Here is a 20,648-nt window from a genome sequence, read left to right as displayed (position 1 = left end):
TTTGTAGTTTCTCTAATTTAATTTTATTATGCCACACCTATTTAGTAGTAACTTTTTAACTGCTATTTTAAGTTTATGCCTTTGATTTTTATGATTATTAACTCACGGCTATTAGCTTGATTATTTTTTAAACACCCTAATATATAAAGAACTTAATGCGGATTGCGTTGTCTGAAGTGCTCGGTCAAGGCAGTAATTGCATAATGTTTTTTCAACCAAACGAGGTTTTTCATGTCGAGTTTACCCAATGGTGATTATTATCGTCAGCTCACCCTGTTTCAGCAGGAAAAGCAGGCTTTGATTGATCGCTCCATTTGTTTAACCGAGGCTGCCAAGTATTTTGGCATCGCACCCAAGGCCTTTATTCAACAATTGCATGCCTTAAAGCTGATTTACAAACCCGCCAAACACTGGCTGGGCTATCAGGACAAGCTCAATGCCGGGCTACTGGTGCAGCGTCCGGTAGAGTTTACTCATAGCACCGGTGAAACCGGATTTCGCTCACAAGTGCTGATTACGCCAAAAGGCATGCGCTGGCTACATCGCCATTTAATGCCCAGTATGGCCTAAGCAACAGGCCTACTGGATTTTGTTTGTACCTTACTGGTCGTTGGCCAGATCTTCCATGCCGCTAGAAGGTTGGATTTTTACCTTCTCAATCTTGCGGCCATCCAGCGAAATAATTTCAAACACCAGACCATCGCTCACTACTTTTTCGCCCTGTTCTGGCAAGTGACCCAGCTGTAATAACAAATAACCTGCCAGCGTGGAATATTGCTCGGCATCATCGACCAGATCCACGTCAGTCAACAGGGAAACACGGCGAATGTCGCTGGAACCATCCACAATCCACGAGCCATCTTCAAGCTGTACTTCGCAGTCGTCATTATCATGCTCATCGGGAAATTCACCGGCAATGGCTTCCAGAATATCAATGGGTGTGGCAATCCCTTCAATCGAGCCATATTCATTGAGGATAATGGCCATTTGCAGCGGCGCCTGACGTAACTGTTCCATCAGGCTCAGTACCTTGATGTTTTCATGCACCACCAGTGGCTGGCGCAAGGCCTGCTCGACGCCCAGCTTACCGGTTTCCAGATAGTGATTCAGGAGGTTGTGATTGAGGGCAATCCCTTCCAGATTGTCCAGATTGTCACGCGCCAGCAGCAACCGTGAGTGATTCATGTTCATGATGTGCTGGCGAATGGATTCTTCATCTTCTTCCAGATCAATCCATTCAATATCAGGGCGCGGCGTCATGATCGACTTGACCGGGCGTTCAGCAAGGCTGAGCACGCCATGAATCATGCCCTTTTCTTCCGGGGTAAACACTTCATTGGCCAGCGATTCCTTGGCCAGTACATCAGCAGTTTCACCCAATTCTACCGGTTCTACATCAGCACGGCGGCCACCCAGCAGGCGCAGGACGGCATCGGCGGTGCGCTCACGCAGGTCACTGGTGGTAATCAGGCGTTCGCGGTTGCGGCGTGCAGTCTGGTTAAAGGCTTCAATAATGACCGAGAAGCCAATGGCTGCATACAAATAGCCTTTGGGAATATGAAAGCCAAAGCCTTCGACAATCAGCGAAAAGCCAATCATCATCAAAAAGCCCAGACAAAGAATCACCACCGTTGGGTGTTTGGACACAAATGCCATTAACGGTCTGGAAGCCAGCATCATGATGGCAATGGCAATGGTGACGGCAATCATCATGATGGACAAATGCTGCACCATGCCCACGGCAGTAATCACACTATCCAGCGAGAACACGGCATCCAGCACCACGATCTGGGCAATCACCACCCAGAAAGCGGCATGCACTACATTGCCTTCCTTGGGTGCCTGTCGGCCTTCCAGCCGTTCATGCAACTCCATGGTGCCCTTAAATAACAGGAACACACCGCCAAACATCAGGATCAGGTCACGCCCGGAGAAGTCGTAACCCATGACGTTGAATAGCGGTTCGGTGAGGGTGACAATCCAGGCAATGGACGCCAGCAGCACAAAGCGCATCAGCAACGCCAGCCCAAGACCAATCAGGCGTGCCTTGTTGCGTTGCTCAGGAGGTAATTTTTCGGCCAGAATGGCAATAAACACCAGGTTATCAATACCCAGCACAATTTCCAGAATGACCAGCGTGGCAAGGCCAAGCCAGGCGGACGGGTCAGAAATCCATTCAAACATCATGCTGTAGCCTCCTGAATGCAGTGCATCGTGGCTATCTTGTTATGGCAATCTGCGAACCTGCTGGATGACAGCATCATATAACAGGCCCGGCAGGAAGTAAGGAGAGATAAGTCATCAGGACTATAGGGTGCCAAAGGACAACAACCACTACTCATAAGAAAAAATTTCTGACCAAAAGTGATAGCAGTATAAAGCAGGATTTACGCCAGCTTCATTAAGTTTTTTCCGACAGGTTTCATTAAATTATGTTACCAATCATGTGAATGATAAAGCTATGTACTTATAAATCCTCAAAATTAAGTTAGGGTTAAGCTGTAGGGCTGCTTGTTGCAAGGAATCCGTTGACCAAACTATGGGTTAATTGCTGTTGTCCTGACCACTTCCTTCAGGGCATGGATGTCATGCCAGTCATGGACTTTCGCCTTGTTTTAAGGCACTGTGGCACCCTGTTTTACCTGATGCCACTGACTCTGGAACTGACGATTCAACATGACAAAAAGCCACATGACAAAAACCGTTGCAATCATTGGAAGCGGCATGGCAGGCCTTGCCGCAGCACGCCTGATGAAAGAGGCCGGCTTTGCGGTGACTATTTATGAAGCCTTAGAGGGGCGCGGCATGGATAGCCATACGGTGCTGTTGGATGGCGGCATTGTCGATGCTCCACTACGGGTTATGAATCCCTCACTGTGGCGCAACACACTGGCTTTGGCCAGCCACATGCAGGTGCCCGTGTTCCGGGTGAATACCTTCATGTCATGCAACTGGCTGGATGGAGAAATTGACCGTTCCCCACGCCTGACACCATGGTTTAAAAGCCAGCGCACCCGTCTGGGCAATTTGCCCACTGCGGCCAGCCTGCGCTTTATTAACCGCGATACGCTCAAGCTGGTTAAAGGACTGTTTCAACTTAAAAAAGCCCTTAAGCAGTTTAAGCAGCATCCGCATCAGGACATGAGTCTGGCTGAGTTTGCCAGCTTGCACAATTTTGACCCGCTATTCTGGTATGGCACAGTACTGCCAGTGATCAATACCATTTGCACCTGTGAACCACAACATACTGCCCGCTGGCCAGCCAAGCCTTTGCTGGCGTTTTTGGAAAAACTGCTGGATGGCGAACCGTTGCTGCGCATGCAGGGTGGCACACCAGCGCTGGTGAATGCGTTAATTAAGGATATGCCCAGCATTAGTGGCGCCAAAGTGGAACAAGTGCAGCAACAGGGCCAGCAGGTGCTGGTGCGCAATGTACGTGGTGAACAGGGCCTGTATGATTATGTAATTGTGGCCACGCCCACCACCCAAATGGATTTTGTGGATGTACAGCAGTTTGCGCCTGAGCTGGCAATTTTAAAACAGTTTCAGTTTGATTGTGGCGAACTGGTGATTCACCGTGATACCCGTTTTATGCCTGTTCAGCGCAAGGACTGGACAGTACTTAACTACAGCATGAACCGGCAGTTTAGCCAGCAAATGTTCAGCATCTGGATTAATGCCATTGAACCTACGCTGGTGGGCAAGCCGCCAGTATTTCAAACCTGGAATCCGGTATTTGAGCCCAAACCCGAGCTGGTGATTTCACGGGTTAAGCTCACCCGCGCCATTGTCGATCAACACACCACAAGACTGCTGCGCCAGTTGCGGCAGTTGCAACAGCAGCCCGGCCAGCGCGTATTCTTTTGCGGTTCATGGTCGTGTGAAGGTTTGCCCATTCTGGAATCTGCGGTGACTTCCGCTATGTGGGTGGCCAACCAATTGGGCGTTAGGGCAGCTTTTGCCGGTAAAGCGCCATTACTGGTGCAAACGCAGGGCTTGGCACGCTGACAGGCCCATCCATGAAAAACACATTCAAACCTGTCCTTGCCAAGCAGCTTAAACAATGGCTACCCGTTTTATCACGCCATCAGCAATTAAAGCACCGCTTTGCCATTGCCAGCACGCTGTTGGGTGACCCGAACCTGCTGGCCTGGAGTAATCTGGGCTTTTGGCACAATATCCCGGATCTTAAAACCACTGATTTTAAAACCAGTCCGTATCAGGTTGCCTGTACACAACTGGCGCAACAGGTTGGGCTGGCAGCTGACCTGCAACCCAATGACCATGTACTTGATCTGGGCTGTGGGCAAGGTGCCAGCTTGGTGTACTGGACAAAGCAGTTTGGCACTCAGCACCTGAGCGCGTTTGAAATCCAGCCTGCCTGCATTGCACGCATACAGGCAGCAAACTTGCCACAGCTTAATGGGATTTATCAGGCCGCATTTGACCAGTTGCCGCTACCGGACAATGCGTTAAACCATGCTTTTGATGCGGTAGTTTGTGTGGATGCCGCCTACCACGCCCATTTTTGTGATTTTCTGGCCGTGAACATGGCTGCGCTTAAACCACAAGGGCGAATTGCCTTTACTACCTTAAGCAAAAGTAATGACTGGTCACAAGCCTCGCTTTTAAATCAAATCCTCACGCTAAAGCTGCTCAATCTGGCCTATGTGCCCGCGCAAAACCTGCTGAAAAATGATGAGATCAAAACAACCTTACAGCAAGCAGGCTTTACCGACATCCGCCTGCAAGTACTTGATGCTGAAGTTTTTACAGGATTTGCTCGCTATATTGAGCAACTCAACGCGCCAAACACACTCATACTGGCTGCAAAAGCAGACTGGCTTAAAATTAAAATGACTGCCCGGCTGTGTGCTTTTCTGGCAAAGTACGGACTGGTTCATTATGTGCTGGTGAGTGCCCGGCTGGCTTAAAGTGCCTGGCTATTATGGAAAGTTGATTAAGAAGTCTTTAAAAGATAAGTAACTTATGGTTTGTAGGTTTAATCCTTTTTTTAAAGCATTTTGTTATAAAGAAAATTCAAGCCCAACCAAATAGCATATGTTTAAAATCAGCAGGCTATTCATTATAGAATCAGCAAATAAAAGCAAGCCAGCAAATGCTTAAGCGCATTATGTTACACCCAATTGATGACCAATTGACGAATCGTAGCAATACAACAAATAAAGCCCTGTAAAATGCTGCAAAAGCACGCAAAGCGCCACTCAAAAATTGCACAATTACCCGCTATTATTACGCTATAAGCCGTGCCTGTTATGGCTATCCGTCATGGAAAAGCAAGGCCATATGAACACTGGGCGGGCCATTATAATCCTTGCAAAATTTACTACTATGACAGTGCTTATTTAAGGCACTAGTCATTCCTACGAATGGATCATGAGAAATAATGAATCAAGCAGCGTCTTCCTATCTCGGCTCAAATTCCAATACTGAGCCTTATGCCAAGCCCCATACTGGCTTATCTTCTAATACACAAACTGAAAAACCTAATACTAAAACATCTGGCCATGCCATGAGCCTGAAAACCACCATACCCTTAGTGGCCTTGTATTGTGGCTCACGTGCAGGCAACAAGCCGATTTACCGTGAACAGGCCATTTTACTGGCACAACGGCTGGCCCAAAACAATCTGGGGGTGGTCTACGGTGGCGCCAGTATTGGCCTGATGGGTCAGGTGGCCGATACTGTGCTGGCGCAGGGTGGTGAAGTCGTAGGTGTGATCCCGGCATTTTTACTGCAAAATGAAATTGCCCATGCCACACTCACCGAATTGTATGTGGTGAACACCATGCACGAGCGCAAGGCCATGATGGCAGAGCGTGCCAGTGCTTTTGTTGCCTTGCCCGGTGGCCTTGGCACGTTTGAGGAAATCCTGGAAGTTGCAACGTGGGGGCAACTGGCACAGCACAGCAAGCCCATCGTGCTGTTTAATGTGCAAAACTATTATCAGGGACTGATTGACCAATTGGCGCATGCGGTGAATGAAGGATTTTTAAGCCCTGAACATTGTGCCAAGGTGGTGGTATGCCAGACCGTCGAGGAAGTGATGCAGGCCATCCAGCTTGCCACGCAGCAACCCGGCAGCCTACAAACCGAGCATGTATAGCCGTAACTCAGGTTTAAAATGGCATGCGCTCGCCTAGCATCAGCTTTTTTTGATTTTAACCGCAAGCATGCGTGCCATACCGCCGTAGGCCCAACTGATCATGGCATAGCTGATTAAGAATAAAATAACCAACACAATCAGGATAATGACAAGTCCAATGCCCGAGCTTAGGGTTTGACTTAAGAATGCCATATTTTCGCCAGCCCATGCCATGAATGCCAGTGCAACCAGCGTGAGCACCAGTGAACTGCCCCAGCTAATGGCCAGTGATGCCCAGAGCAGCCGCTTTTTTTCAGCGGGATTGGGCGCCCTGAATTGGTCTTTAACAAACAGTTGCCCGGTAGTAATCGCAGCCATAAAAGCCGTTAAAAACGACAGGCTACTGCCAAAATCAATAAAAAAGCTGATTGCCAATAAAACTACATTCAACAGAATATAAAGGCCAAAGTAAGCCCAGTAATATTTTTTTAAGTTCAATTGGAATTTTCCTTGAGTAAAAGGCTTGCAAAATTAGGGTTTGATCCTTTTCTAAGCCTATTGTTTAACAAGCTCAGCAACTGTGGTTTGACACGGCTCCTGAGTCTGTAGTTCGACAAGCTCACTAACCATCAAAGGATATTAATGCTCATCCAGAATATCAGCAAACCGCGCCTGAATGACGGCTGCCAAATCCTGTGGTTTTAAACCAATATCCAGCCCGCGTCGCCCGCCACTGACATACATGACTGCCAATGACTGCGCCGAGGCATCAATCAGGGCGGTCAGGCGTTTCTTCTGGCCTACCGGACTAATGCCACCCACCAGATAACCCGTGATGCGTTCGGCATCCTTGATATCAGCCAGATGCAGTTTTTTACAAGCCAGTGTCTGTGCCGCTTTTTTCAGGTTCAAGGTATGGCTGACTAGCAAGATGGTGACATAAAACTGTTTGTCATCCGTCACCAGCAGGGTTTTAAACACCTGTTCCAGCGGCAGGTTGAGTTTCTGGGCGGCTTCCAGTCCAAAGTTACTACAGGCGGGGTCGTGCTCATACTCATGGATGCTGTAGCTGATTTTCTGCTGGTTCAGCAGGCGGCAGGCCGGGGTCATTTCTCTCTCGGTTCAATCCAACACTGGGCTGATTGTACTTTAGTTTTGCAAGAGACAGCACAGGTCAGGCAGGTCAGGTTTTTTAGTCAGGCTTTAATCAAACAAGCAAAACTTATCATCATACAACAGCTTGTTACAGCCCAGATCAGTCCTAAGCTTTACACTGTGGCTAGCTGCTATGGGGCCTATTTCTTATGAGACATCGCTGCCCCTATTGTTCTTGGCTTTTTATTTCGTTTGATTTGAGCTGGCTTTGCTTCAGCCTGTTGCCTGTGAGGTCGCTTGTGGCCAATTCTATTCCTGCCGCATCTTCGAGTCAGCCAGTGCAGTCGCCAATCAAGGTTGATCCTGATTATAAAACCCTGCTGTGGCTGGTGGCGCTGGGCTTTTTTATGCAGTCGCTGGATTCCACGATTGTAAATACTGCCCTGCCCAGCATTGCACAGAATTTAGGGGAAAGTCCGCTGCAAATGCAATCCGTGGTGGTGGCCTATGTATTGTCGGTGGCAGCAGTGATTCCGGCCAGTGGCTGGCTGGCAGACCGTATTGGCATCCGCTATGCCTTTTTGGGTGCCATTGTGATTTTTTCGCTGGCATCGTTATTTTGTGCCCTGTCGCAAAACCTGAACCAGCTGATTGCGGCGCGGGTATTACAGGGCGTGGGCGGTGCCATGCTGCTGCCCGTTGGGCGGCTGGCCATTTTGCGGATTGTGCCGCGACCCCAGTTTCTGGCAGCCATGAGCTTTATTACCATTCCGGGGTTGATTGGCCCACTGGTTGGCCCGGCACTGGGCGGCTGGCTGGTGGAAGTGGCCAGCTGGCACTGGATTTTCTTGATTAACCTGCCCATTGGCATCATTGGGGCACTGTTAACCCTGCGCGTGATGCCGGTATTAAAAAATCCGGCTGTCCCCAGCTTTGATATAAGTGGCTATGTGTTGCTGGTAGTCGGTATGGTGTGTTTGTCGCTGGCACTGGATGGCCTGTCCGATCATAGCATGGTGGCCGTGATGCTTATTTTGCTGATCATGGGTATTGCCGCCGTGGTCGGTTATGGCTTTCATGCGCATAAGCACAGCAATGCGCTGTTTCGGGCTGATTTGTTTCAAAACCGCACCTTTAGTATTGGTATTTTTGGCAACCTGTTTGCCCGGCTTGGCGGTGGTTCCATTCCTTTTTTAATGCCGCTGATGCTGCAACTGGCACTGGGCTATAGCCCGGTAGAGGCAGGCCTGATGATGATGCCGCTGATTCTGGGTGCCATGACGGTTAAGCGGATTATCACGCCGTTAATCCAGCGCATTGGCTACCGGCGCGTGCTGGTCAGCAACACGTTAATTGTAGGTCTGGGCATTGCCAGTTTTGCGCTGATTCCTGCCGACCAGCCCACCTGGTTAAAAGCCATACATTTCTTTGTATTTGGCATGTTTAACTCGGTGCAGTTTACCGCCATGAATACTCTCACCCTGAAAGATCTGGAACAGCGCCATGCCAGTAGCGGCAATAGCCTGCTTTCAATGATTATGATGCTGTCCATGAGTCTGGGGGTAGCAGCAGCCGGGGCAATCCTGTCCGGTTTTACCGCGCATTATCAAACCCTGCACTCTCAAGCCAATGTGCTGAGTGCTTTCCATGCCACCTTTATTTGTATGGGCGCCATGACCATGGCTGCCACCTGGATTTTCTGGCAGCTTGAGCCGGAAGACAAACAATGCAAACGGCAGGAACAAGCCGAAGTAGGATTGCCTGAATCATCCTAAGCCAGCATTATAATTATGGGGTTACAGGCTTAACGCAACGCGCCAATATAATGATGCGGTACTTCCTGCTGTGCATATTTGTCTTCACTTCCAGCAGAGAAATACACGCTTGAGGCACTGCTGCCCTGTTCAGTAGCACGACTCACTCTTTCCTGTAATACGGGAATTTCAGTGACCGCAGCCGGAACGAACCGCTCAATACGCTGGATCAATCCTGCCATATCGGCATCGGCATCAATCCGCGCCAGCCGCAGGATTTCCAGTGCATAATCCTGATTCTGGGTCATATATACACTGTCAATTACCCGCCCCTGCTGACGGCGTAAGCGCACATACAACTGGCTGGCCAGTGAAAAAAATTCCGCATTCACATAATCATTGTGCCCAAAACTGTTTTTCATTCTATTGTTTCCTCAAGCATGGCTGGCATCAAAAGGCTTACCGGGCCGCAAAACCGGGTATCCCTCTTTCCTTATTGGACTCATTACCCTAAAGCAATAAGTAAGCCAAACTTAAGGACCCGCCGGACAATGCACTCAGGCTTAAGAATTCAATCTGCTCCCTAACGCTTAACGGCTTTTTTTAACAATGCATTTTCAGGAGCAGGATTAAGGTAATATCACCAGCCTGCACCAGATTTTTTCAGCCCTGCCCATTAATACAGCAAAAGCACAGCCCTGTTTTTCAGGCCTTGCCATTGAAAGTGCCTGACTGCACCTGCTGCTCAAATTGCTGCTTAAGCGCAAGATAACGCGGATGTACTTTGGCTTCATCCCACTTGGCCTTAAAAATTCGCGCAGCCGCAGCCTTGACTGGGTCTTCCGGGGTGCGTGGCAATTCATCACGGCCATGCGCCCCACTTAAGCCTTTTTTATCATCCGGTACCGGGCCATCATATTTTTTGCCGCCTTTGTGGTTGGCATAACGCCGCGCCCGGGTGTAACCCATTTGCAGGAACTTGCGCGCCATGTCGGCCCCAACAAAGTCATCATTGTCCAGATAATTTAAAAACAGCTCAAAGATCTTTTCACTGCTCAGCCGTGCCTTGTCCTCATCGGCAAAACGCCAATGCGGCAAAATCTCTGACTTATATGGTTCCACCAGTAACACGCCCTGCTCACCCCGGCCTACCCGGTACAGTTCAGGATGCTGGCGAAAATCAATTTGCTTAAAATCCAGACTGTAATCAAAGCTGTTTGAGTGTACCCGCGCAGCACGGCGTGGCACCTGATTTTTGCCGGACTTGGCAGCTTGTGCAGTGCTGGCTGATCTGTTGGCATGCATCATGGGCAATCTCCCGGCAATACTGGACGTTCACTAAGTTGATTGTGACGCAATTCATGCAGGCGGCTGTACGGGCTTGGTTGAAATTGGGCAACTGGCTGGTGATATTTTTTTACATTTCAGTGCGCAATTTCTGGACTGATTTTGCAAGCTGTCACCAGACCGTCATATGCCTTTGCTAAAAATAAGGCTCAAAAAACCCTGTGATCATTCAAGAGGTGAAATCATGAGTATTGATGTGAGCAGCCAATTGGCCAAGGCTGAAAATCCGGAAGTGTATCGGGAACGACTGTATAAGCTGCAAGTCCGCTGTGTGCAGGAAATCCGTATACTTAATAAAAAGCTGAATGAATTCCATCAGCAGGCATCACGCCATACGCTACAGCAGCGCATTCAGGAACTGCAGCAACGCCAGAAGTTTTATCAGGCGCAATTAACCAGCCTTACCACTTGTGCCCTAGCCTAGTGCGTAAGCTGGTTTTAAATTATGTTGAATCATTAAAAAACTGGCTAAATTTTTATCGATTACTACACGCAATCACCAGATTCAGATTAAAATCCCAAACGCATTTTTCTACATCCCTATTGGGATTTTTTCATTTTTATGGCAGGTTGATTTATTATCCATAAGCAACTGTCCAGCGGTAATAGCCTTAATTATGGGATTGCCAATACATCAGAATAGCCTTCTAAATTCTTAGAAAACAATGCTATAACTATTCAATTTTATTCTTTGCCCCTGTATACAGACCATGAACCGTAGCCAGCGCCTGCTTCAACTTCTTCAATTGCTGCGGGAACATCACTTTCCGGTCACTGCGGAAACGCTGGCTCATCGGCTGGATGTAAGCGTGCGCACCATTTACCGCGATATTGAAACACTTAAACATCAGGGCGCCAATATTGCTGGCGAAGCAGGCCTGGGCTTTCAGCTACAAACCGGTTTTTTCCTGCCGCCGATGATGTGGACTGAAAACGAAATTGAAGCCCTGATTCTGGGTACGCGCTGGGTGGCCCATTTACCGGATGATCCGTTGAAACAGGCCGCAACGTCCATTCTGGCTAAACTGCAAGCTATCTTGCCTGAACCGCAGCAGCGCCTGTTTGAGCAAACCACGCTGTATGCCATCAATCAATGGTTGCCGGTGAATCAGGACATTGTGGCCTGCATCCGGCTGGCCACGCGCCAGCAAAAAAAGCTGCACATTAGTTATGAAAATGAAGCCGGACAGCAAGGGGAGCGCATGGTCTGGCCATTTACTATTGGTTATTTTAACGACAAGATGATCCTGGCCGCCTGGTGTGAGCTGCGCGGTGATTTCCGGCATTTCCGGCTGGATCGGGTACAGGCCTGCAAAGTGATTGATGAATATTATCCATCGTATAAAAAACAGTTATTTCAACAATGGTGCATCAGCCAGCGCATTACCATCACTGCTGACAGAAACTGACACAACGACAGCTTATGATGCAGGACAGACAACAACAGCAAGGAAAACCAACAATGAGTCAAATGACATTTTATACCCATCCAGAATCACGTAGCCGTGTGGTTGACATTATGCTGGCAGAGCTGGGAATTGATTGTGAGCGGGTGCAACTGGAATATGGCACCAGCATGAAAGCGCCTGAATATCTGGCAATTAACCCGTTTGGTAAAGTACCCGCGCTGGTGGATGGCGAGGTGGTCATTTATGAATTAGCGGCCATTTGTGCCTATCTGGCGGATAAATATGCCGACAAAGGGCTGGCCCCTGCACTGAATGATCCCAAGCGCGGCCTGTATTATCGCTGGCTGTTTATGGTGGCTGGCCCGTGGTCAATGGCCACCACTGATCAGGTCCTGGGCGCCACACCCTCCAAAGAGCAGGAAGGTTTTGTCGGTTATGGTAACTATGAAACCGCCTTGCATGCGTTAATCAGTGGCTTAAGTGAAGCAAATCCCTATTTGTGTGGCGAGCAATTTACTGCTGCTGATGTGTTTGTTGGCTCACATCTAATGTATATGCTTAGCTTTCAGCGCCTTGAACCGCATCCCGTCATTTTACGCTATACCGATAACCTGAAACAGCGTCCCAGCTTTCAGGCGGCTTTTGCGCCCAACTCCTAAAACCAGACCGTAAAAAAGGACTCATTGGAGTCCTTTTTTAGATTTGTGCTGGAAATTAACGCGCTCTTTGCTTGGTTCTGGCCGGACGGGTTTTATGATCCTGATCCCTGTCTTTTTGCTCGCGCGGTGGCAGACCCGTATGCTGGGTCAGGATCTGGCCCTTTTGGGGACGCTTAGTTTGGCTTGATGGCGTACTACGTGGCTGGGAATGACTGCGCTTTTGCGAATCGCCTGCCACACTGGAGTTTTTCTTACGGGCTGAGTTGTATTCGCCTTCCGTACCTTGCGGCTGATAGGTCGGAATGAGGTGCTGCTTGCTGTTGCCAATCAGGTCACTGCGGCCCATGCTTTTTAGGGCTTCACGCAACAATGGCCAGTTGTTAGGATCATGATAACGCAAGAACGCCTTGTGTAAGCGGCGGCGTTTTTCACCTTTCACAATATCCACGGTTTCAGAATGGCGCGATACCTTGCGCAGCGGATTCTTTAAGGTGTGGTACATGGTGGTGGCGGTTGCCATTGGACTTGGATAAAAGGTCTGTACCTGATCGGCACGGAACCCGTTTTTCTTCAGCCAGATGGCCAGGTTCATCATGTCGTAGTCGGTGGTGCCCGGATGCGCGGCAATAAAATACGGAATCAGGTATTGTTCCTTGCCGGCTTCCTTGCTAAAGCGGTCAAACATTTGCTTAAAGCGGTCATACGTGCCAATGCCCGGTTTCATCATTTTGGATAGGGCATTTTCTTCGGTATGTTCCGGCGCAATTTTAAGATAACCCCCCACATGATGGGTCACCAGTTCACGCACATATTCAGGATTCAATACTGCCAAATCATAGCGCAGGCCGGAACCAATCAGGATTTTCTTGATGCCTTTAATGGCGCGTGCCTTACGGTAAAGCTGGGTGAGTGGTGCATGATCGGTATGCAGGTTATCACACACACCTGGATATACACAGGATGGCTTGCGGCAGTTTTTTTCAATTTGCGGGTCTTTACAGGCCAACCGGTACATATTGGCGGTTGGGCCACCCAAATCGGAAATCACGCCAGTAAACTGCGGTGCGGTGTCACGGATTTTTTCCACTTCCCGTAAAATGGATTCTTCCGAACGGTTCTGGATAATACGGCCTTCATGCTCGGTAATCGAACAAAAGGTGCAACCGCCAAAACAGCCACGCATGATGTTGACCGAAAACTTGATCATGTCAAACGCCGGAATGCGGGCATCGCCATAGGCCGGATGCGGCAAACGCGCATAAGGCATGTCAAACACGTAATCCATTTCTTCAGTGGTGAGTGGAATCGGCGGTGGATTGATCCATACATCGCGGTCACCATGCCGTTGTACCAAGGCACGGGCATTGCCGGGATTGGTTTCCAGATGCAAAATGCGATTAGCATGTGCATAGAGCACGGGGTCATTGGCGACCTGCTCAAAATCCGGCAGGCGAATCACCGACAGCTCACGCGGTGGTAGCTTATGCTTAATGGCTTTGCTGGGCGCTGCTTTAAGTTGCACAATTTGCGTATCGGCATCAAGTTGCGTGCCTTCACGCACAATGGGATTCGCCACTGGTTCTTTGGTAAACCCCTGATACTGGCTCACAGAATCCTTCTTTTGCTCCCCTTTTCCATTTTCCAGGTCGCAACCAGCAAGGTCTTCCGTCATCACATACGGGTTAATAATCGGGTCAACGCGGCCAATGCTATCTACGTCATTACTGGCAATTTCAATAAAGTCTTTCTTGGCCTGCTTGCCGTTTTTATTCAAAATAAATGCCGTACCGCGCACATCGGTAATGTCCTTGATGTTCTCGCCCTTGGCCAAGCGATGTAGCACCTCAACAATGGAACGTTCACCATTGCCATACATCAATAAATCGGCCTTGGCATCCATCAAAATGGAGCGGCGCACCTTGTCCGACCAGTAATCATAATGCGCAATGCGTCGCAGACTGCCTTCAATCCCGCCCAGCAATACAGGCACATCAGGATAAGCCTCGCGGCAACGCTGCGAATAGACAATTGCCGCCCGATCTGGGCGCTTGTTAGGTACATTGCCCGGTGAATAGGCATCATCCGAACGAATCTTGCGGTCAGCCGTATAGCGGTTGATCATGGAATCCATGTTGCCAGCAGTAACACCATAGGCATACACTGGCTTGCCCAGTGCCTTGAAGGCCTCGGCTGATGTCCAGTCCGGCTGGGCAATAATGCCTACCCGAAAGCCTTGCGCTTCTAACGTCCGCCCAATAATGCCCGAACAAAATGACGGATGATCCACATAGGCATCACCACAAATGATAATAAAGTCGCACGCATCCCAGCCCAATGCATCCATCTCAAGACGTGACATCGGCAAAAACGGGGCAGGCTCAAAACATGATGCCCAATGCTTGTTGTAATCAAACAACCGGGTTGGGGTATCAATATCTTTATAAGCGGTAGACATGCTGGCGGCTCTTTGAACGGCAAATTGGACTTGCGCAGTAAAACGGGCTTGCTAAACAGGCTGCCATTTTCCAGGCAAAGAAATAAAGCAAACGTGAGAACCGCTCATTTTAGCATGAATTGTATTGTTGATTAGGAATCGTACAATTTTTATTCTATGACATTCGCATAACTCTATTGACCGGGAGCTAAATTATTAAGGTATTGAATACCCGGTCAATAGCATGGCTTATAACCATAATGGTCATATCTCAATCATCAGGCATACACCACTTCAGCAATACTCACCTTATCCGCATCCTCAGCAAATGTTGCCTGATGGCTTGCCCGAATCATGTCCACGGCTTTTTCTGCAATCATGATGGTTGGTGCATTGGTATTGCCATTCACTACGTTTGGCATTACCGAGGCATCTACCACGCGCAGGCCTTCAATGCCGTATACTTTCAGCTCAGGATCAACCACTGCCATGCCGTCAATACCCATCTTGCAGCTGCCTACCGGATGATACACGGTATCAACCCGCTGGCGTAACAGCGCACGAATGTCATCATCGGTTTTCACATGGCCGGAAAAAATATCCTGCTTGATGATGGGGGCAAATGCCGGGGCATCCATCAGTTTTTTGGTGACCTTGAAACCATCCACCATGTCCTGCATGTCCTGTTCATCTTCCAGAAACTTGAAGTCAATCAGGATCGGATCATCGATGCTTGGTCCGCTAATTTTCACCGAACCGCGACTGCGTGGATTGAGCAGACAGACATGACAGGAAATGCCATGACCGCCATGCATGGTGCGTGCATGGTTATCCACCAGCGCCACCACAAAATGCAGTTGCAGGTTGGGCTTGTCCAGCTCCGGCCGGGTTTTTAAGAAGCCGCCACACTCGGCAAAATTGGTGGAAATCAGGCCACGGCGATTGCTGCGATACAAACGCAATTGTTTCATCAGGTCAAACGTGCCAGCAGGTGACAGGCCAAATGTGCCGCCAATCAGTTTGACCTTATAGCCAAAAATAAAGTCGGGGTGGTCGTGCAGGTTTTTGCCCACACCTGGCAAATCCTTAATAACCTTGATGCCATGCTGCTCCAGTTCGGCACGCGCGCCAATCCCGGATAGCATCAGGATTTGTGGCGACTGAAATGCCCCGGCCGATAGCAGCACTTCACAGCGCGCCTGCACGGTATGCAGTTTTTTCTGCTGGCGGTATTCAACCCCAGTGGCGCGGTTGTTTTCAATTAAAATGCGGGTAGCCGAAGCTTGCGTAATCACGTGCAGGTTGGGACGCTGGCCCAGATGCGGCAGTAAATAAGCACGGGCAGCACTCCAGCGTTCCCCATTTTTCTGGGTCACCTGATACACGCCCAGCCCTTCCTGCGTAGCGCCATTAAAGTCATCATTTAAGGGATAACCAGCCTGCTCGGCAGCCTGCAAGTAGGTTTGCTGCAGGGGATTGTCAGTTTGCAGGTCGCACACATTCAATGGCCCATGCTGGCCGTGGTATTCGTTATTAATGCGCTCGTTGTGCTCGGATTTTTTAAAGTAGGGTAATACTTCATCGTATGACCAGCCGGTATTGCCCAGTGCTGCCCACTGGTCGTAGTCATCGCGGTGACCACGCACATATACCATGGCATTAATGGCCGAGCAGCCGCCCAGTCCCTTACCACGTGGCTGATAACCCTTACGGCCATTCAAGCCGGGCTGAGCAATGGTTTCAAAGGCCCAGTTGTTCAGGCGCGTGGGAATACTGAGCACCGCAGCAGCAGGCGTGTTGACCATCCAGTTGTTGCCATTGCCACCGGCTTCCAGCAGGCACACCGACACATTGGGGTCTTCCGAGAGGCGGCCAGCCAGCACGCAGCCTGCTGAACCACCACCGATAATGACAAAATCATAGACCGACTGAGTCATGTTGCATCCTTTCCTTATTATTAGAATTTTAATTATGCTACTTTTTTAGAGTAAATACTTTAATTTTTATAATTGATTAAAACATTGAATAAAAAATCTCCATAAAAAAGCCGCATCAATCGACACGGCTTTTTAACATTCCAGGAAATCAATCCAGATAATAAGTAGCTAAAGGCGGAAAGCCATTAAACTCAACCGAAGAATACGAATTGGTATAAGCACCTGTGGTTAACCAGTAAACCCGGTCACCCACTGCCAGATTCAATGGCAATTGGTAGTGCGAGTTTTCATACATGATATCGGTAGAATCACAGGTTGGGCCAGCCAGTACCACAGTACCTTCCTGAACTTTTTCTTCCATTTTTGGCGTATAAATTGGATATTTAATCGCTTCGCCCAGTGTTTCAATCAAGCCCTGGAACAGACCAACATCCAGATACACCCAGCGGTTCAAGTCAGTACGGGATTTGCGCGAAATCAGTACCACTTCAGACACCAGCACACCTGATTCACCCACCAGCGAACGACCCGGTTCCAGAATAATCTCCGGCAGGTCATCACCGTGGTCATCATGCAGGTAACGCAAGATTTCTTCAGCATAAATCTGGATCGGGTTAACCTCAGAAATATAGTTGGCTGGGAAACCACCGCCCATATTAATCATTTTGAGGGAAACGCCTTCTTCAAACTTCATCCAGTCAAACATGTATTTAACTTTGGACAAGGCAGCATCCCATACCGCGATGTCTTTTTGCTGACTGCCCACATGGAATGAAATGCCATAAGGCACCAGACCCAGATTTTTGGCCTGTACCAACAGGTCAATCGCCATGTCCGGGTGGCAGCCAAACTTGCGTGACAATGGCCACTCAGCCGTTTCACCGCCTTCTACCAGAATACGCACAAAAATCTTGGAGCCCGGCGCCTGATCTGCAATATTTTGCAAATCCGCCTTGGAATCGGTGGCAAACAGGCGCACGCCCTTGTCATAGGCATACTTCACATGCGCGGCTTTTTTGATGGTGTTGCCGTAGGAAATACGGTCTGGCTCTACACCACATTCCAGTACGCGGTTGAGTTCAAAAATGGAGGCAATATCAAAATTTGAACCCAGTTCACGCAGCAGGTTAACCACTGGAGCGCCCGGATTTGCCTTCAGGGCATAATGCACTTTGGCAGTCGGAAAACAGGTCGCCAGTTCCTGATATTTTTGGCGAATAACTTCCAGGTCCACCACCAGGAATGGAGTCTCCTTGTCTTTGGAGAATTCCTGAATTTTTTCCCATTCTTCGGGTGAACAGTAGTTTTCAAGGCGCATGGGCATTTAACTCGGCGATTAGAAAAACAAAAAGTAGCCAATGGTTAGGCCGCGAAGAGTTTTTACTATGTCGGGTTTACTGAAAAGGTTCAAGTAAAACAACACAGTACTAACGAATCATTTAACTATCTTAACACGCTGCCTCAAGTGTTTTAGAACACAGCCTGTAAAGCGCGGATTTTGCCTGTATTTATGCAGCGTTACAAGACCTTTGGCCAGCAATTTTCAGGCATTTTTAACAGCATTTTTCCGCTGCTTTTACAGGGGCAAAAACGGTGCCTTCCCTGCACCGTTTCAATACTTTGGCGGTATCCTGCCAGTTTATTTATTTTTTGGGACAAGCTGATGACACGGCAGCAATTAATACTTAATTGTTACCTTTGCCCAGAAGTTTCTCCCCATTTCGTTGATGATTTCGGTAGCGGCATAACCAAAGGCTGAATTACCTGCACGGTTCAGGTGTTCGCTATAGGCTTTATCGAGCAGGTTATCCACGCCAATGCTTAGGTTCAGCAGGGGATTAAACTGATAGGCGGCATTAACGGAAAACACCCCAAAACCGCTACTTTTGCCGAGGTCATAGCCCACAATATTGCCCTGATTGAGCGCCACCCGATCCTGCCGGTCTACCAGACGCAGCAAGGCGCCGACACTTAACTGCTCCTGCTGGTAGGTCAGTCCAATGCGGGCATCCAGCGGGGCAATTTGTGGCAACGGCCGGTTGTCAGTCTCGTTACGGCCCCAGCCATACGCCACATTCAGGTCGGCAATTAGGTTATCCGTGAATTGATAACTTGTTCCGGCTTCTGCACCGGCAATGCTGGCATCAATATTTTTAGCCCCAGCACTCTTGCCTGCATGGCCTGCATGCTGGTGATAGCTGATCAGGATAAAGTTGTTAATCCGGCCAGCATAGGCAGAAATCCAGCTTGACCATGGCCCGGCACGATGGGTTAAGCCCAAGTCCAGCTGCGTGGTTTGTTCCGGCTTAACGCCCAAAAAGGCACTAGTGCTGCCGCTATGTACCGGGCTAAACAGCTCCCAGTAATCCGGCATGCGTTCAACATGCCCCACGCCCACATAGCCATTCAGGTTTTGATCAGGCCAGCTGTTTTCCAGCCGGATAAATCCGCTGGGCAGGGTTTCACGACGGGTTTTGCCATAAGGTGTGGGATAGGCATTGGTGGCGGCATCACGAGCCAGATATTTGACCTCATGCTGGTCGATGCGCAGGCCGGTAATAATTTTGCGGGTTTCACCCAATGGTTTGCTGAGTTCGGCAAAAATTCCGGTTTGTTCAAACTCGGCATCCTTGTCCCATACTGCATCTTTATAGGTATATTGTCCGCCCATACGACCCTTGTGTTCGCTGTGGCTGGCATCCAGACCGCTCACCAGGGTGTAATCCAGCCAGTTCAGGGTAACCGCCAGACGGCCACTGATGGTTTTGCGCGCCAATTCCATGGCCATGGCCGAATCCATATTGCCCATGCCATCTGAATCATCCATGCCGTCCATGCCATCCATGACACCAGAAGTATGCTCATGCTCACCGCCCATATCCATGGGGCTGGGTGTGCGCAAGGTAAAATTGTCCATCACATGGTCGGCATTGTTATAGTTGACCTGCCCTTCCAGCTTTTGCAGCCACGGCAACAGGTTGTTCTGGGCAAAACGCACGCCCACACTTTCACGTAAAAACTGGCTGCCATCCATGCTGCGGCCTGCATAACGAGCTTCGCCATCGCCCTTGCCCGCGCTCAGTTCAATCCAGCTGTCATCGGTGGGTGTGTAAGTGGCACTCAGGTCTGCATTCCACTTGCGCCACTGGGCCGGCACTTTTTTACCATTGCCATCCTTGTAGTCATCCGACCGTGAGGTGTTGGCATTCAGGCGAATAGAACCCTGCTGGTTGCCCAAAATGGTTTCAAAGTCATTGTCAAAGCGCTGGTTGGATGCAGCGGTGGCGCTGGCCTGCCCAGTGATAGTGTCCCCTGTAAGGCGTTCCGGTATACGAGCAAAATTCACGGTGGCCGCTGAAGCCGCACCAAACAAGACAGTTTGCGGGCCTTTAACCACGGTAATTTCATCAAAGTTTTGCGGGGAAATATAGGAAGTTGGCGCGTCCATCCGTGCCGGACAAGCACCCAGCATTTCGCTGCCATTGGTTAATATTTTCAGGCGTGAGCCAAACATACCCCGAAACACCGGGTCACCATTGGTGCCGCCATTACGAATGGCATTAAAACCGGCAATGTGCTTGAGATAATCGGCGCCATCGGTGGCAGGTACGGGCTGAATCGGCTGCTTGGGATCAGCCTGAATCAGGTACGCCTGACTGTTTTGCGGATTGCTGGCCGTCACCACAATCGGGGCCAGCTCACAGTTTTGACCCGTACGCCCGCTGTGCATACTTTCGTGATGGCAGTCTGGAATGGCCGCAGATGACATCGTACTGCTCCGTTCGTCAGACGCAGCAACCTGATCAGATGGCAGTTCAGACGGCAGTGTGACCACATTATCTGTAGCCGCAGGTGAGGTTTCGGCATGGGCCAGATTGCCATGAAATCCTGTATAGACAATACAGGC

General features: G+C 49.4%; 17 protein-coding genes. 8 read left to right on the top strand and 9 right to left on the bottom strand.

Going from position 1 to position 20,648, the window contains the following annotated elements; genetic code table 11:
* The first annotated feature begins 231 nt into the window (after positions 1-231).
* A complete protein-coding gene (locus tag E2B99_RS12380) occupies positions 232-570 on the top strand; it encodes a phage antirepressor KilAC domain-containing protein (RefSeq protein ID WP_026472289.1) in 339 nt (112 codons plus the stop codon).
* 30 nt (positions 571-600) lie between these two features.
* Here the strand turns inward: E2B99_RS12380 and E2B99_RS12375 are convergent, their stop codons facing one another.
* Positions 601-2,187 (bottom strand): TerC family protein, encoded by a 1,587-nt coding sequence (locus E2B99_RS12375; RefSeq protein ID WP_134245335.1) that lies wholly within the window; start codon positions 2,185-2,187, stop codon positions 601-603.
* A 504-nt stretch (positions 2,188-2,691) separates the two neighbouring features.
* Between E2B99_RS12375 and E2B99_RS12370 the strand changes: the two genes are divergently transcribed.
* The 3 genes from E2B99_RS12370 (at position 2,692) to E2B99_RS12360 (ending at position 6,127) form a co-directional block, all read left to right on the top strand.
* Positions 2,692-4,008 (top strand): FAD-dependent oxidoreductase, encoded by a 1,317-nt coding sequence (locus E2B99_RS12370; RefSeq protein WP_166739048.1) that lies wholly within the window; start codon positions 2,692-2,694, stop codon positions 4,006-4,008.
* Positions 4,009-4,019: 11 nt separating this feature from the next.
* Complete coding sequence (locus E2B99_RS12365; protein WP_134245331.1) at positions 4,020-4,934, top strand: class I SAM-dependent methyltransferase; 915 nt, start codon at positions 4,020-4,022, stop codon at positions 4,932-4,934.
* A 599-nt stretch (positions 4,935-5,533) separates the two neighbouring features.
* The gene (locus E2B99_RS12360) at positions 5,534-6,127 is read left to right on the top strand and encodes a TIGR00730 family Rossman fold protein (RefSeq protein WP_134245465.1); all 594 of its coding nucleotides are present in this window, start codon (positions 5,534-5,536) and stop codon (positions 6,125-6,127) included.
* Positions 6,128-6,166: 39 nt separating this feature from the next.
* On the opposite strand, the gene E2B99_RS12355 is transcribed toward E2B99_RS12360, so the two are convergent.
* Together E2B99_RS12355 and ybaK are read right to left on the bottom strand one after the other, a co-directional pair.
* Positions 6,167-6,604, bottom strand: coding sequence for an ABZJ_00895 family protein (locus E2B99_RS12355; protein WP_134245329.1), 438 nt, complete (start codon positions 6,602-6,604; stop codon positions 6,167-6,169).
* A 141-nt stretch (positions 6,605-6,745) separates the two neighbouring features.
* Entirely contained in the window at positions 6,746-7,216 is a 471-nt protein-coding gene (gene ybaK, locus E2B99_RS12350) for a Cys-tRNA(Pro) deacylase (protein WP_134245327.1), read from the bottom strand.
* Between the two features lie 194 nt (positions 7,217-7,410).
* Here ybaK and mdtD point away from each other — a divergent pair, with 194 nt between their 5' ends.
* Entirely contained in the window at positions 7,411-8,976 is a 1,566-nt protein-coding gene (mdtD, locus tag E2B99_RS12345) for a multidrug transporter subunit MdtD (RefSeq protein ID WP_134245325.1), read from the top strand.
* A gap of 29 nt (positions 8,977-9,005) precedes the next feature.
* On the opposite strand, the gene E2B99_RS12340 is transcribed toward mdtD, so the two are convergent.
* Positions 9,006-9,377: a hypothetical protein gene (locus tag E2B99_RS12340; protein WP_134245323.1), complete on the bottom strand. Its 372-nt coding sequence runs from the start codon at positions 9,375-9,377 to the stop codon at positions 9,006-9,008.
* A gap of 283 nt (positions 9,378-9,660) precedes the next feature.
* Entirely contained in the window at positions 9,661-10,260 is a 600-nt protein-coding gene (locus E2B99_RS12335) for a DUF4385 domain-containing protein (RefSeq protein WP_134245461.1), read from the bottom strand.
* Between the two features lie 226 nt (positions 10,261-10,486).
* Between E2B99_RS12335 and E2B99_RS12330 the strand changes: the two genes are divergently transcribed.
* From E2B99_RS12330 to E2B99_RS12320, 3 genes are all read left to right on the top strand, one after another.
* A complete protein-coding gene (locus E2B99_RS12330) occupies positions 10,487-10,726 on the top strand; it encodes a hypothetical protein (RefSeq protein ID WP_134245322.1) in 240 nt (79 codons plus the stop codon).
* Between the two features lie 286 nt (positions 10,727-11,012).
* Positions 11,013-11,711 (top strand): helix-turn-helix transcriptional regulator, encoded by a 699-nt coding sequence (locus E2B99_RS12325; protein WP_134245320.1) that lies wholly within the window; start codon positions 11,013-11,015, stop codon positions 11,709-11,711.
* Positions 11,712-11,764: 53 nt separating this feature from the next.
* The gene (locus E2B99_RS12320; protein WP_430981482.1) at positions 11,765-12,370 is read left to right on the top strand and encodes a glutathione S-transferase family protein; all 606 of its coding nucleotides are present in this window, start codon (positions 11,765-11,767) and stop codon (positions 12,368-12,370) included.
* 55 nt (positions 12,371-12,425) lie between these two features.
* Here E2B99_RS12320 and E2B99_RS12315 read toward each other — a convergent pair whose 3' ends face one another.
* From E2B99_RS12315 to E2B99_RS12300, 4 genes are all read right to left on the bottom strand, one after another.
* Entirely contained in the window at positions 12,426-14,825 is a 2,400-nt protein-coding gene (locus E2B99_RS12315) for a YgiQ family radical SAM protein (protein ID WP_134245318.1), read from the bottom strand.
* Positions 14,826-15,082: 257 nt separating this feature from the next.
* The gene (locus E2B99_RS12310; protein WP_134245316.1) at positions 15,083-16,741 is read right to left on the bottom strand and encodes a GMC family oxidoreductase; all 1,659 of its coding nucleotides are present in this window, start codon (positions 16,739-16,741) and stop codon (positions 15,083-15,085) included.
* A gap of 148 nt (positions 16,742-16,889) precedes the next feature.
* Positions 16,890-18,059 carry a type III PLP-dependent enzyme gene (locus E2B99_RS12305; RefSeq protein ID WP_240687828.1) on the bottom strand — a complete coding sequence of 390 codons (1,170 nt, stop codon included), beginning with the start codon at positions 18,057-18,059 and terminating at the stop codon, positions 16,890-16,892.
* Positions 18,060-18,419: 360 nt separating this feature from the next.
* The gene (locus E2B99_RS12300; RefSeq protein WP_430981484.1) at positions 18,420-20,510 is read right to left on the bottom strand and encodes a TonB-dependent receptor domain-containing protein; all 2,091 of its coding nucleotides are present in this window, start codon (positions 20,508-20,510) and stop codon (positions 18,420-18,422) included.
* Positions 20,511-20,648: the final 138 nt, after the last annotated feature.

It is taken from the genome of Alkanindiges illinoisensis, from assembly GCF_004377485.1.
Taxonomy (GTDB): domain Bacteria; phylum Pseudomonadota; class Gammaproteobacteria; order Pseudomonadales; family Moraxellaceae; genus Alkanindiges; species Alkanindiges illinoisensis_A.
The sequence above is the reverse complement of the archived record's forward strand: the minus strand, read 5'-3'. Positions and strand labels throughout refer to the sequence as shown.

What these genes read in the sequence shown, in the direction of transcription:
- E2B99_RS12380 (WP_026472289.1), top strand. Translation starts at nt 232, where the DNA reads ATGTCGAGTTTACCCAATGGTGATTATTATCGTCAGCTCACCCTGTTT.
- E2B99_RS12375 (WP_134245335.1), bottom strand. Translation starts at nt 2,187, where the DNA reads ATGATGTTTGAATGGATTTCTGACCCGTCCGCCTGGCTTGGCCTTGCC.
- E2B99_RS12370 (WP_166739048.1), top strand. Translation starts at nt 2,692, where the DNA reads ATGACAAAAACCGTTGCAATCATTGGAAGCGGCATGGCAGGCCTTGCC.
- E2B99_RS12365 (WP_134245331.1), top strand. Translation starts at nt 4,020, where the DNA reads ATGAAAAACACATTCAAACCTGTCCTTGCCAAGCAGCTTAAACAATGG.
- E2B99_RS12360 (WP_134245465.1), top strand. Translation starts at nt 5,534, where the DNA reads ATGAGCCTGAAAACCACCATACCCTTAGTGGCCTTGTATTGTGGCTCA.
- ybaK (WP_134245327.1), bottom strand. Translation starts at nt 7,216, where the DNA reads ATGACCCCGGCCTGCCGCCTGCTGAACCAGCAGAAAATCAGCTACAGC.
- mdtD (WP_134245325.1), top strand. Translation starts at nt 7,411, where the DNA reads ATGAGACATCGCTGCCCCTATTGTTCTTGGCTTTTTATTTCGTTTGAT.
- E2B99_RS12340 (WP_134245323.1), bottom strand. Translation starts at nt 9,377, where the DNA reads ATGAAAAACAGTTTTGGGCACAATGATTATGTGAATGCGGAATTTTTT.
- E2B99_RS12335 (WP_134245461.1), bottom strand. Translation starts at nt 10,260, where the DNA reads ATGCATGCCAACAGATCAGCCAGCACTGCACAAGCTGCCAAGTCCGGC.
- E2B99_RS12330 (WP_134245322.1), top strand. Translation starts at nt 10,487, where the DNA reads ATGAGTATTGATGTGAGCAGCCAATTGGCCAAGGCTGAAAATCCGGAA.
- E2B99_RS12325 (WP_134245320.1), top strand. Translation starts at nt 11,013, where the DNA reads ATGAACCGTAGCCAGCGCCTGCTTCAACTTCTTCAATTGCTGCGGGAA.
- E2B99_RS12320 (WP_430981482.1), top strand. Translation starts at nt 11,765, where the DNA reads ATGAGTCAAATGACATTTTATACCCATCCAGAATCACGTAGCCGTGTG.
- E2B99_RS12315 (WP_134245318.1), bottom strand. Translation starts at nt 14,825, where the DNA reads ATGTCTACCGCTTATAAAGATATTGATACCCCAACCCGGTTGTTTGAT.
- E2B99_RS12310 (WP_134245316.1), bottom strand. Translation starts at nt 16,741, where the DNA reads ATGACTCAGTCGGTCTATGATTTTGTCATTATCGGTGGTGGTTCAGCA.
- E2B99_RS12305 (WP_240687828.1), bottom strand. Translation starts at nt 18,059, where the DNA reads ATGCGCCTTGAAAACTACTGTTCACCCGAAGAATGGGAAAAAATTCAG.
- E2B99_RS12300 (WP_430981484.1), bottom strand. Translation starts at nt 20,510, where the DNA reads ATGTCATCTGCGGCCATTCCAGACTGCCATCACGAAAGTATGCACAGC.